Annotated in this window: 14 protein-coding genes; 9 read left to right on the top strand and 5 right to left on the bottom strand. The window is 37.6% G+C overall.

The features are described from left to right. The first annotated feature begins 99 nt into the window (after positions 1-99). The 5 genes from gdhA to M23134_RS42210 all read left to right on the top strand — a co-directional run bounded on the left by gdhA (position 100) and on the right by M23134_RS42210 (position 6,099). The gene (gene gdhA, locus M23134_RS22240) at positions 100-1,464 is read left to right on the top strand and encodes an NADP-specific glutamate dehydrogenase (RefSeq protein ID WP_004156280.1); all 1,365 of its coding nucleotides are present in this window, start codon (positions 100-102) and stop codon (positions 1,462-1,464) included. A gap of 645 nt (positions 1,465-2,109) precedes the next feature. After that, positions 2,110-3,187 (top strand): peptide chain release factor 2 gene (gene prfB, locus M23134_RS22245; RefSeq protein WP_157558590.1). Its coding sequence is split into 2 segments (ribosomal slippage): positions 2,110-2,169 and positions 2,171-3,187, totalling 1,077 coding nucleotides; the frame shifts between segments, so codons are not numbered across the junction. A gap of 481 nt (positions 3,188-3,668) precedes the next feature. After that, a complete protein-coding gene (locus tag M23134_RS22250) occupies positions 3,669-4,163 on the top strand; it encodes a hypothetical protein (RefSeq protein WP_004156282.1) in 495 nt (164 codons plus the stop codon). 214 nt (positions 4,164-4,377) lie between these two features. Further along, on the top strand, positions 4,378-5,184 hold the full coding sequence (locus tag M23134_RS22255; protein ID WP_004156284.1) for an alpha/beta fold hydrolase: 807 nt from the start codon (positions 4,378-4,380) through the stop codon (positions 5,182-5,184). 204 nt (positions 5,185-5,388) lie between these two features. Further along, positions 5,389-6,099 (top strand): PspC domain-containing protein, encoded by a 711-nt coding sequence (locus tag M23134_RS42210; RefSeq protein ID WP_004156293.1) that lies wholly within the window; start codon positions 5,389-5,391, stop codon positions 6,097-6,099. Positions 6,100-6,175: 76 nt separating this feature from the next. On the opposite strand, the gene M23134_RS22265 is transcribed toward M23134_RS42210, so the two are convergent. Then, positions 6,176-6,508, bottom strand: a complete 333-nt coding sequence (locus M23134_RS22265; protein WP_004156295.1) for a hypothetical protein — start codon at positions 6,506-6,508, stop codon at positions 6,176-6,178. A gap of 462 nt (positions 6,509-6,970) precedes the next feature. Between M23134_RS22265 and M23134_RS40035 the strand changes: the two genes are divergently transcribed. Further along, the gene (locus M23134_RS40035; protein WP_045114105.1) at positions 6,971-7,168 is read left to right on the top strand and encodes a hypothetical protein; all 198 of its coding nucleotides are present in this window, start codon (positions 6,971-6,973) and stop codon (positions 7,166-7,168) included. Positions 7,169-7,593: 425 nt separating this feature from the next. On the opposite strand, the gene M23134_RS22270 is transcribed toward M23134_RS40035, so the two are convergent. Next, positions 7,594-8,118: a hypothetical protein gene (locus M23134_RS22270; protein WP_157558591.1), complete on the bottom strand. Its 525-nt coding sequence runs from the start codon at positions 8,116-8,118 to the stop codon at positions 7,594-7,596. A gap of 7 nt (positions 8,119-8,125) precedes the next feature. Beyond that, a complete protein-coding gene (locus M23134_RS22275) occupies positions 8,126-9,337 on the bottom strand; it encodes a hypothetical protein (RefSeq protein WP_198145073.1) in 1,212 nt (403 codons plus the stop codon). A 238-nt stretch (positions 9,338-9,575) separates the two neighbouring features. On the opposite strand from M23134_RS22275, the gene M23134_RS40040 reads away from it, so the two are divergent. Beyond that, the gene (locus M23134_RS40040) at positions 9,576-9,773 is read left to right on the top strand and encodes a hypothetical protein (RefSeq protein WP_045114105.1); all 198 of its coding nucleotides are present in this window, start codon (positions 9,576-9,578) and stop codon (positions 9,771-9,773) included. 149 nt (positions 9,774-9,922) lie between these two features. Here the strand turns inward: M23134_RS40040 and M23134_RS22280 are convergent, their stop codons facing one another. Further along, on the bottom strand, positions 9,923-10,399 hold the full coding sequence (locus M23134_RS22280) for a hypothetical protein (RefSeq protein WP_045114104.1): 477 nt from the start codon (positions 10,397-10,399) through the stop codon (positions 9,923-9,925). Next, complete coding sequence (locus tag M23134_RS22285; protein WP_198145074.1) at positions 10,380-11,531, bottom strand: hypothetical protein; 1,152 nt, start codon at positions 11,529-11,531, stop codon at positions 10,380-10,382. The genes M23134_RS22280 and M23134_RS22285 overlap by 20 nt, the downstream gene beginning before the upstream one ends. A 223-nt stretch (positions 11,532-11,754) precedes the next feature. Between M23134_RS22285 and M23134_RS22290 the strand changes: the two genes are divergently transcribed. Further along, positions 11,755-11,952: a hypothetical protein gene (locus tag M23134_RS22290; RefSeq protein WP_045114105.1), complete on the top strand. Its 198-nt coding sequence runs from the start codon at positions 11,755-11,757 to the stop codon at positions 11,950-11,952. A 139-nt stretch (positions 11,953-12,091) separates the two neighbouring features. Then, the gene (locus tag M23134_RS41295; protein ID WP_004156301.1) at positions 12,092-12,250 is read left to right on the top strand and encodes a hypothetical protein; all 159 of its coding nucleotides are present in this window, start codon (positions 12,092-12,094) and stop codon (positions 12,248-12,250) included. Positions 12,251-12,881: the final 631 nt, after the last annotated feature.

Here is a 12,881-nt window from a genome sequence, read left to right on the forward strand (position 1 = left end):
CCTTTCTAAGAACTTTTAGCGATAAATCTCTGTTTGGTTTTTTTATAAAAAGGAAACCTTTACTTTGTACTTGATATTCAAACTTTTACTAACACACGTATGAGTAAACAATTCAAACATTATGACAGTTATGTTGCCTTTATGGATGTAATAAAGGCAAAGAATCCACATGAACCCGAATTTATTCAGGCTGTTGACGAAGTAGCCCGCGATATATTACCATTTGAAGAAGAAAACCCTGCATATAAAGGAGAAAAGTTTTTTACTCGGATGATTGAACCAGAAAGGGTATTTATTTTCCGTGTTCCCTGGACCGATGATAAGGGGAATTTCCATATTAACCGTGGCTTTAGGGTACAAATGAACAGTGCCATTGGCCCCTACAAAGGTGGTTTACGTTTTCACCCTTCGGTTAACCTAAGCATCCTGAAGTTCCTTGCTTTTGAGCAGGTATTTAAGAACAGCCTTACTACATTGCCATTGGGTGGCGGTAAAGGTGGTGCCGACTTTGACCCTAAGGGGAAGTCTGACAACGAGGTCATGAGGTTTTGCCAGAGTTTTATGACCGAACTGGCAAAATATATTGGGTCTAACGCCGATGTACCTGCTGGAGATATAGGAGTAGGTAGCCGCGAAATTGGTTATTTGTTTGGTCAGTATAAGCGTATCAAAGGCGAATATACTGGCGTACTTACAGGCAAGGGCTTGAGTTATGGTGGTAGTCTTATTCGTTCAGAAGCTACGGGCTACGGCAATGTGTATTTCTCTTTGAATATGCTGGAACGCAACAAAATAGAGGTTGAAGGCAAAGTATGTACTGTGTCGGGGTCTGGAAACGTAGCGCAGTATACTGCTCAAAAACTGATAGAGCTAGGGGCAAAAGTAGTCACCTTGTCTGATTCGGGAGGAACCATTTATGATAAAGATGGAATCGATGAAGAGAAGCTGGCTTATGTAATGGAGGTCAAAAATGAGCGTCGAGGTAGAATTAAAGAATATATAGACAAGTACCCAAGTGCAGAGTTTAGAGCTGGTGCCCGCCCCTGGGAGGTAGCCTGTGACTTGGCTTACCCATCGGCTACTCAAAACGAGTTGGATGGTAAAGATGCGGCTGTTTTGGTAAAAAATGGTTGTAAAGGGGTATTTGAAGGAGCCAATATGCCTTGTACTCCTGAAGCCATTGATATATTCAGAGACAATAAATTATTGTATGCACCCGGTAAAGCTTCTAATGCAGGTGGGGTGGCTACTTCTGGGCTTGAAATGTCACAAAACTCGTTGCGTATGTCCTGGACACGCGAAGAGGTAGACGATCGTTTGAAGGTAATTATGGGTAATATCCACGAACAATGCGTAATTTATGGCAAAGATGGAAATGATGGTTACATCGATTACCTCAAAGGTGCCAACATTGCGGGCTTTGTGAAAGTAGCAGATGCTATGATGGCTCAAGGCTTGGTGTAAAAAATAAGAGCGGTAAGCAACCAGCCTCAAGTAGTTGGTATTTGAGCATGTGTTTAGTGATCTGGAAAAAATAAGATGTGCCAATTTAAGAAAATATATTGTTCTCAGACGATTCAAAAAAAACGGTGCATAGCCAAAGCTATGAGGCTTTTTTTTTGAGAAGAATGAGGGCAATAGATACACTTTAATGGCTCAAATTATTTATGAAAGATCACTTAATAAACCGTGATAGGCAATAGCAATGTCTAAACGGCTTTTATCTGGTGGTAGAAGCCGTTTAGTTTTTTATAACAAACTTTGAAAGTAAGCACAATAGAGATAAGCTTTTATTAGCTTCAGTTTTAGGTTAAAGGAAAGCTTTTCACTTTCGTTCAACGACAAACTTAATACTTGCCCCTATTGGCAGGTATTAGGTCTAAAAACATAAACCAGTAGTAGTTTATTCAATCCCCCATCCAACTTTTATAAGTTAAATCTCCAAATCCTCCCATTTTTTTTCGCCTCATAGAGGGTAATATTACTTGAACAAAGACGCAAACTACTAATGAACCCTATTGTTCACAGTACAAAGGCTTGCACATCCTCCGAAAAATCCCCAAATTTGTGTATAGTGATTTTTAACATAAACTTATAATAGCAACTATTATGACTTCAGATCAATTGAAGGATGTAAAAGGCCGGGTATCGGACTTGAGGAGGTATCTTTGACTATGATCAGCGAATAGCGACCATAGCTGAAAAAGAAAAAGTGACCCATCAACCGGAGTTTTGGGATGACCCCAAAGCTGCCGAAAAAGTGCTCAAAGAAATAAAGAGCATCAAAATATGGACAGAACGGTTTGACAAGGTGCAAAACCTTTGGGATGAACTGGAAATTCTCAACGAGTTTCTCGAAGCAGGTGAAGGCTCAGAAACCGAAGTAACCAACTTGTTTAGCAAACTCGAAAAAGCCCTGGATGAACTAGAATTCCAGAAAATGCTCAGCGATGAAGAAGACCCATTAAATGCCCTGATTGAGATTAATCCTGGGGCAGGTGGCACCGAAAGCATGGACTGGGCAGGTATGCTGATGCGCATGTACATTATGTGGGGCGAAAAAAACAACTATAAAGTACGCGAAGTAAACTACCAGGCAGGTGAAGCCGCCGGAGTAAAATCGGTTACCCTTGAGATAGAAGGTGACTTTGCCTATGGGCACCTCAAGGCCGAGATTGGTGTACACCGTTTGGTGCGTATATCCCCTTTCGACTCAGGTGGGCGACGCCACACTTCTTTTGCTTCAGTATTTGCTTATCCGGTAGTAGACGATACCATCGAGATAGAGATAAGCCCTGCCGATATTGAGTGGGACACCTTTAGAGCAGGTGGTGCTGGTGGACAAAATGTAAACAAGGTAGAAACCGCCGTACGGCTAAAACATAAGCCTTCGGGCATTATTGTAGAGTGCCAACAAGAGCGATCGCAACTACAAAACAAAGACAAAGCAATGAAAATGCTTCGTTCGCGCCTGTATCAGGTAGAAATGGAGAAGAAAAATGAAGCTAGAGCCAAAGTAGAAGGCTCGAAAAAACGCATTGACTTTGGCTCGCAAATTCGTAGTTATGTACTACATCCCTACAAAATGGTCAAAGACCTACGTACTGGACACGAGCGCTCTGACGTGCAAAACGTGCTAGACGGTGACCTGAGTGATTACATGAAGGCATTTTTGATGCAAGCATAATATTTTGATACAACATTCGTGGGTGTGGCATGCCAGGCTCATGAATGTTGATTTCTTTCTGTTATACTTAAACAAAAATGGTTTTGAGGATGGATTTTGACTAATTGTCTGAATACCAACATTAATAAATCCTAAAACCGAGTCTACAGCTTGCTGTGACGAGCTCACCGCAGGTAATCACTTTAATCCTAGTATAAAATAAATTGTCTAGGTGAGGTTGCTTGTCCACAAACCCCTACCCCATAGCGAGCGATAGCCTTGGTTGGCAGCCTTTTTAATTTTGGCCAATCATAGATTGCCTGTTCATCCATTCACTTATCCATCAAACAGGGCATTTCTTGTAATATAAAAGCCGATGATCTAATAAGCAGCTGACTTGAGCAACTTATCTGCTTGAAATTCAATACTTTTTTGCGTAATTTGTAGTATTGGACTTTGCTGAACTCTACTTTTTAACTGACACCAAACTTTATACAAAAAAATGTGGATACAGGCAGTAATGCTATTAGGTATAAGCGCAGTGATTACTTTTTATTTTTTAAACCAATATGAGCAAAGCAAAAAACTACCTTCTCCCAAAAATGTGCTTCAGCTAATGCAAAAGCTGCAACCCAGCGAGAAAAAATTTGGCAAAGCCTCAGAGAAACAAATAGAGCAATGGCTTGCTAAGAAAATGCGGCATTACTTTGATGATGTCGAAACTCAAATATCTATGGGAGGGCGAGAAAAAATAGACTTAGACGTTGGAAACGGCAAGGTAGGCATTGAGCTGAAGCTTGCCCGCAAACTCAAAAGTCGCAATGAGGTAAATCGTTTGATAGGACAAACAACTATGTACAAAAACCGTAAATACAACCAAAACAATCTGATTATCTTATTAGTTGAAAATACACAGACCTACGAACAACCTCATGTGCAGGAACTCAAGCAAATAATAGAAAAGGAGGCTTTATTTTTTTATATGAAACTTACCTAAGGAATGGTGTAAAAATAAAGTTCTATAGTTTAATAAAATATTTTGTTGCTAGACGCGGCAAAAAATCGGCTAATAGCAGCGCTATTCGGCTATTTTTTAACAAAGTATAGCAACAAAAGATGAGGTTAAGAATGTAAATTTATTTTGGTACCATTCCTAATCTAAAAAAAAACGTTATTTTTGTTTACCTCCATACTAATCCATTGTTATTATCATGTTACTTTATCATAGAAAATATTTTTTAGCCGAAGACAAAGATTGGGTCGTGTTTGTACACGGTGCAGGAGGAAGCTCATCTATATGGTTTAGGCAAATCAGAACGTTTAAAAAACATTTCAATGTATTGCTCATTGATTTGCGAGGTCATGGAAGGTCAAAACACTTTTTTGAAGAGTACATGCAAAACCGCTATAATTTCAACGATATAAGCCGTGACGTATTGAATGTATTAGATCACCTGAATATACAAAAAGCCCATTTTGTAGGCATTTCTCTTGCCAGCATTATCATACGGTCTATTGCCGAACAAGAACCTGAACGTATTACAAGTATGACTTTGGGCGGGGCGGTTATCCGCTTAAATGTACGCTCTAAGGTATTGATGTACCTGGGCAATAAAGTAAAAAGCCTGGTACCTTATATGTGGATTTATAGCTTCTTTGCCTGGGTCATTATGCCCCGTCGTCGTCATCGCAAGTCACGCTCTATGTTCATCGAACAGGCAAAAAAACTCTATCAGAAAGAATTTTTACGTTGGTATCACCTTACAAGCGAAGTTAACCCGTTATTAAGGTACTTTCGTGAAGAAGAAATACCTGTACCTACTTTATACATTATGGGACAGGAAGATTACATGTTTTTACCCCAGGTAAAACAATTGGTAAGCAAACATAAGCATGCACTGTTGCAAATATTTGAAGATTGCGGGCATGTAGTAAATATAGATCAGGCAGACTTATTCAATGAAACATCGATGCGTTTTATACAAAATCCAACGAAATTTGAACCCAAACCCGTCTGATTCGGAACAAAATATAAGAATAAAGTGTATTTATATAAAGAGGGATAAGCCAAAAATAATGAACTTATTTTGACATTAACCCGAATATATCAGGCGCTTTTTTGGGCAAAAATGGCAAACCCTACTTTTTTTTTGCTATTTTGCTTAAAATTGTACTAGACAAAAGCCATATAATAGAGAGAAGTAAAATATACAAAGAGATATATGAATTCGGACGATACCATACAAGCATACATCAAACAGATTCTGAAAATACAGGAGCAACAAAAGCAGGGTGAGGGACCATTGACTAGAGAGGAAATGACGCAAATGGCTGCTGACCTGGGAATGACAGAAGATGATTTGGCAATGATAGATCGTCATTTTAATGACTATCTGGTGCGTGGTAAGGGGTATAGCAAATATGAAGATTGGGACAGTGCGATCGAAGAGTTGAAACAAGCCGTCATGCTCAACCCTGTACACGTAGAAGCTTTATTTGCCTTGGCAAATGCTTATAAACACCGTTGGTTGCTTAAACGCAATAAACAAGACTTAAACAGTGCCAAAAGCTATGGCAAACGCGTATTACAGCTCAATGCCGGACACGATCCTGCACTAAAGCTCATGAGTCAGCTCAATACTAAAACAATATGGACCAGCCAACCATCAAGAAACCAGCGTCCGTCGATGGTAATGAACTCTGACCTAAAACCCTACGACACCGTAGGAGGGAACCACCTGGTACCCGACCGCAAGCTGAGAAAATCGCGCGATGATAAGAAAATATTTGGGGTATGCGGAGGAATCGCCAATTACTTTGGTATAGACCCTACCCTGGTAAGAATAGGTTTTGTAGCCGGTACATTTATTACCGGAGCAGCTACCATTCCTATTTATTTGGTACTCAATTTTGTGTTACCCGATAGTCGTTAAAAATACAAACACTTAATTTCTCTCTAAAAAAAAGCTTACTACTGCCAAGTAGTAAGCTTTTTTTTGGGCTACAGTGTTACTTACCTTGAGGTTGGTAGACAAACCCAATCATTACCTCTACTGCTGCCAAACCAGCCAACCCATAGTAATACACAGCGTTGCTGTCGGCAACAAAAAGAGCCACTGCTGATACTACCGTAATGGCACCACCTACAAAACCCCAATTAACCCTTTTGTTGGCTTGTTTTTGGGCTTCTCTAAAAAACTTTCGCTCTATATACGGAATCAGCGTATTGATCTGTTTTTCAGAACAATCCTGGGCTTGCATGTCTTCACGAATATCTTGGTAAGATTTACCCTCATTTAACCAGGCAACATACTTATCAATGCTTATGTCTTTTTCGTTCATGTGTCTCTAGCTTAAAGTTCGTACTATATACATATACTCAACTAGGTGGGGTACAACGGAAAATATGTTGAACTAAATGGACTTTTAGTGGCTTAGAGCGTACGTTTTTTCCTTGGTTTCACTCTTCAATCAACCCTGGATTAGTCTCTACAGCTTGCTGAATAGATGGGTAATCCTTCATTAATAAAGCTCTGCCAGTTTTTTTGTATCGCATCAGGTGCCCCATCTCCACAAACTACTTCTTCGCTGCTCTGCCCGGTTTTTTAGGTTGAGGAGCTTTGCCTACATCCTGGCTGTTTTGGAGTGTATGCTATTTGTGGGTTTTGTTGCCCGACCTGGCAATGGAGGCAGACAGATGGGTTGGGTGGTGCCAGGGGAGCTATTTAAAAAGCCAGCTACAAACGACCTGGCTTTAGCTCCTAAGTGAATCAGTGTTTCGTTTGCTTTATAACCGCATTATAAATGCTCATAGAAAAAAGGAACGCATTAAAATGCGCATCAGTGGGGGAAATAACTATAGGAGATAAAAGCCTCACTGAAAAGGTAAAATTGATTGCTTTGCTGGATGAAGACGAAAAAAATGTAGTCTTCAAAATGATTGATGCTTTCTTGACTAAAAAGAAGTTCAAAGAATTTTTTGAACAACAATTGGCTTCTTAAAATAACAAAACCAAGTACAATGGCTTGGTTTTAACTCTCTAACAATCAATGTTTTAATAAGACTGTTTTTCCAAAACAGGAATGCGAGACGTATTCTGAAAAGATAGGCACAAGTTACGCTTCGCTAAACTTGCGCCAGGTGGGGGATTGCTTTGCTGGATGAAGACGAAAAAAATGTAGTCTTCAAAATGATTGATGCTTTCTTGACTAAAAAGAAGTTCAAAGAATTTTTTGAACAACAATTGGCTTCTTAAAATAACAAAACCAAGTACAATGACTTGGTTTTAAACCTTTAACAATCAATGCTTTAAGAAGGCTGTTTTTCCAAAACAGGAATGCGAGACGCATTCTGAAAAGATAGGCACAAGTTACGCTTCGCTAAACTTGCGCCAGGTGGGGAGAGTTATTTGCATCTATTTTGCCAGTCAATCATCTAACTCATCTTCTTTCTTAATTTTACCAGTTTCAAAGTCATACCATTCATCATCTTCCAGAATAATAAATTCTAAATCATCAGGAGAGATATTTTCTTGATCTTCCTTAACGTTGTAAATTACTTCAATGTACCTACTACTAGCTTTTTCAAGCAAAACTATAGTTTTTTCTATACCAATGATGTCTCTAAACATAACTGGATGTCCTTGATATTCAAACTTTATAGCATGGGGTCTCGCTAAATCATAAAATTTTTCAATTAACTTATCCTCCTTTGAGGGATCACCTTCATATTCATACGTATAATATATTTCATCCACCTCTTCTTCCTCTGCAGAAAGCGTTTCAATGAACCTTATTTTACGTCCTCTGGCATTTTCTAGTATCTCAATAATCCTAATTTCTCCGAAATATCTTTTTGCATCTGCTGGACTAACTTCATCAGGAAATAATTCCTCATATTCCCGAATTAATCGCCAGTACAATTCATCAACGTTTTTATCTAAAAGGTCCATATAACTATTATTTGAAATATGTATTACCAAAATCATCAAGAAGAGCTTTCATATTTTTGCCAAACACCTTTTCCACTAAAGGGTTACCATTTAAATAATAGTCTGATGTATGGGCAATTAACTCTTTTTGTGGGGTGTTTTTTGAAGAATAATACGACAATTTATCAAGTCTACCAAAACCAGTTTTTCCTTTTGATAATGCAAGCGATAAATCTCCAATAGCATCCCAGTAATACTCTAGTGCTTTATCATCGATACCATTAACTTGTTTCCCAAAAACCTTCCTTAACTCTCGTGCACTTTGTGGTTTTAGTAGCTGTAGTGTAGATTGTGGTAAGATATTGAATACATTTTCACAATTGGTATATAAATTATCTACACTTCTATGTATAAATGAACTATTAGTTACCATACCAGTATTCCAATGAAAAGCGTGACCAAGTTCATGAGCTATAACACCTCTAAATTCAAGGTATTTTTTAAGTACAGTTGCACTTTTATTAGAATAGGTTATATTAGCAAACACTAAAACTTTTTCAAGTTTACCATCTACTTCCATTGTTTTTAATGTCTTAATATCCTCAGGTGATAGTTTTACATTTTTCTTCTGCATTCTTGATACAAAGGCATCAACAGTAGTTGAATGTGAATAACCAGAAGGAGGACTGTTGGAAAATATTACTTTTAACCTGTCAGGTAAATTTTTTGCTAAACCTGCAAACTTCTGTTTATACTCACTTAATAAAACCTCCAATCCTTTTTCCATATTAGATGCAGTTTTTTTAGCCTTCGGTAACGTACGCATGGTTCCAATTTTTACTGATGTAAAGCCACTATTATTAGACTTAACAAGAGTTTTCACCCACTTCTTATACTCACCAGCATTTTTAATCTCTTTCGCTACATCATCTATAGTTTTGCTAGGATTATCATCCAAATACTTTCTAATCTCCTCTAATTCTCCCTTTTTTCCCAACTTCGTAGCTTCATCAGCCCCACTTTTATGAAGAACTGCCCACGCCTCAATCAACTCAGAATTCCCCTTTATTGCCTTTGCGAACTCAGAATTAGGGTTTTTAGCTATCTCTTTTGCAAGTGGATAGATTTCTTTAATGTTTTTTGCATCAAGTGGGTTAATTTTTTTAAGAGCAATAAAATGTTGTATTTCCAATACAACATTTTGAGCATTTATATTGCCTTGTTTAATCATCAATACCATCTGCTCAAGTACTACCCCCGAAGAGTTAAAGCGGCCAAGCAAGGTGTTGGAGCCTTGCCTACATCCTGGCTGTTTTGGAGTGTATGCTATTTGTGGGTTTTGTTGCCCGACCTGGCAATGGAGGCAGACAGATGGGTTGGGTGGTGCCAGGGGAGCTATTTAAAAAGCCAGCTACAAACGACCTGGCTTTAGCTCCTAAGTGAATCAGTGTTTCGTTTGCTTTATAACCGCATTATAAATGCTCATAGAAAAAAGGAACGCATTAAAATGCGCATCAGTGGGGGAAATAACTATAGGAGATAAAAGCCTCACTGAAAAGGTAAAATTGATTGCTTTGCTGGATGAAGACGAAAAAAATGTAGTCTTCAAAATGATTGATGCTTTCTTGACTAAAAAGAAGTTCAAAGAATTTTTTGAACAACAATTGGCTTCTTAAAATAACAAAACCAAGTACAATGGCTTGGTTTTAACCCTCTAACAATCAATGTTTTAATAAGACTGTTTTTCCAAAACAGGAATGCGAGACGCATTCTGAAAAGATAGGCACAAGTTACGCTTCGCTAAACTTGCGCCAGGTGGGGAAAACTAAATTTTAATATAAATTTCTAAAAGCATTGTATTATCATCTAGTTCTTGGAAATTAATATTAGCTTCTTGCTCATAACGTATTTTATACCTTTCCATAAATTCAATTAAGTACATTCCCTTTCTCAATTGCCTGAATTCATCTATTTCTCCAAAGTCATAAGGATTCAGAGATTTAAATCTTTGGATTCTTTCCTCAATTTCAATTGCTCTTGTTTTAGTAATAGGATAAGTTACTAGTAGATGTTTTTCATTTACTTTATTTCCTAAACTAATTTCAATAAGTGAAGACTCACTCTGGCAATCTTCACTTTTTAATAATGGTAATAACAGAGGCATAAATCGCTTGTGATTATGAGGATCGACTTCTTGTACTTTGTCGTAAAGACTTGTTAGTAAAGTACTTACACCCTCTTTATTAGTATATGTTGCAAGTACTTTATCAAAATAATTATAGTTATTTTTTGAGTACGTCATAATATAATTGATAACCCTTGTTACGTTTCTTAGCTTGTTTATTTATTGTATTTACTACTAGTTTCCATATTTCATGATCCACAAAATCTTCCAAGTCAAATAACCCCTCACCTGCAGAGTTAGCCCTTTTTTTAGCTAGTTGATATAAGCTTTCTACTTCCTTAGCAGTTATGTCATATGCATCATCAAGATAAAGTAAAGAATTCTCACCAGTATGTCGTCCATCTAATGCATTTCTCCATCCATCATGTAAATCATATACATCACCGTGAACATCAGGTAGACTTTTTGACTTGTCCGCATTTCTTAAAATGAAAGTATGGCCTAGCTCAGTTGTTGCTCTTATTTCTTTTTGTTGTAGCTTTGTAGCATTATCCAAATCAGCCCAAGAAAAAGTACCTGGTGTCCAATCAGTTTGGTCATTTTTAAAAATTTGCAAATAATTTGAGTTTGATAATTCCCCATCTATCGGGTGATTATGAGTAAAAGAAGAACCTTTTAAACCATCTCTATTGATTCCAAATTTAGTTTCAAGTTGTTTAGCCACATCTGGAAACGGTATAGACACCCCTTTCTTACTTTTTTGACTAGTTAGTGGCCCAGCCAATAACTTTCCATCTTTGTCAAACAAAAAGCCAATTTCATCCGTTTTTTTCTTCACGATAATAGCTTCTATAGCATCTAGATTATTAGCATTGACCTCTATTTTCGATAGCTCATCTAGCAAATCAGCATCAATTTTATGCCTTACAAGCCCTCCCATTTTTTCATACTTCACCCACTCTTTGTAACCACCAAAGTCTTTAACCTCTTTCGCTAAATCATCAATACTTTTACCTTTATTGGCTGGTGAGTCCATAAACCCCTTCATTTCTTCAAATTTCCCCAACTTCGTAGCCTCATCTGCGCCTGACTTGTGAAGCACTGCCCACCCCTCAATCAACTCAGAATTCCCCTTTATTGCCTTTGCGAACTCAGAATTAGGGTTTTTAGCTATCTCTTTCGCAAGCTTATAGATTTCATCAATGTTTTTTGCATCAAGTGGGTTAATTTTTTTAAGAGCAATAAATTTTTGTATTTCCAATACAACATTTTGAGCATTTATATTGCCTTGTTTAATCATCAATACCATCTGCTCAAGTACTACCCCCGAAGAGTTAAAGCGGCCAAGCAAGGTGTTGGAGCCTTGCCTACATCCTAGTCGTTTTGGAGTGTATGCTATTTGTGGGTTTTGTTGCCCGACCTGGTAATGGAGGCAGACAGATGGATTGGGTGGTGCCAGGGGAGCTATTTAAAAAGCCAGCTACAAACGACCTGGCTTTAATCTTCATACACTGTTATCTAACACATTATAAATGCTCATAGAAAAAAGGAACGCATTAAAATGCGCATCAGTGGGGGAAATAACTATAGGAGATAAAAGCCTCACTGAAAAGGTAAAATTGATTGCTTTGCTGGATGAAGACGAAAAAAATGTAGTCTTCAAAATGATTGATGCTTTCTTGACTAAAAAGAAGTTCAAAGAATTTTTTGAACAACAATTGGCTTCTTAAAATAACAAAACCAAGTACAATGGCTTGGTTTTAAACCTTTAACAATCAATGTTTTAATAAGACTGTTTTTCCAAAACAGGAATGCGAGACGCATTCTGAAAAGATAGGCACAAGTTACGCTTCGCTAAACTTGCGCCAGGTGGGGGAAATAACTATAGGAGATAAAAGCCTCACTGAAAAGGTAAAATTGATTGCTTTGCTGGATGAAGACGAAAAAAATGTAGTCTTCAAAATGATTGATGCTTTCTTGACTAAAAAGAAGTTCAAAGAATTTTTTGAACAACAATTGGCTTCTTAAAATAACAAAACCAAGTACAATGGCTTGGTTTTAACTCTCTAACAATCAATGCTTTAATAAGACTGTTTTTCCAAAACAGGAATGCGAGACGCATTCTGAAAAGATAGGCACAAGTTACGCTTCGCTAAACTTGCGCCAGGTGGGGAAAAAAATGTAGTCTTCAAAATGATTGATGCTTTCTTGACTAAAAAGAAGTTCAAAGAATTTTTTGAACAACAATTGGCTTCTTAAAATAACAAAGCCAAGTACAATGGCTTGGCTTTAACTCTCTAACAATCAATGCTTTAATAAGACTGTTTTTCCAAAACAGGAATGCGAGACGCATTCTGAAAAGATAGGCACAAGTTACGCTTCGCTAAACTTGCGCCAGGTGGGGAAAAAAATGTAGTCTTCAAAATGATTGATGCTTTCTTGACTAAAAAAAAGTTCAAAGAATTTTTTGAACAACAATTGGCTTCTTAAAATAACAAAACCAAGTACAATGGCTTGGTTTTAACCCTCTAACAATCAATACTTTAATAAGGCTGTTTTTCCAAAACAGGAATGCGAGACGCATTCTGAAAAGATAGGCACAAGTTACGCTTCGCTAAACTTGCGCCAGGTGGGGGAATATAGCATTTCTCTACTTTAA

Origin of the sequence: Microscilla marina ATCC 23134, from assembly GCF_000169175.1 — a bacterium.
GTDB classification, from domain to species: Bacteria; Bacteroidota; Bacteroidia; order Cytophagales; family Microscillaceae; genus Microscilla; species Microscilla marina.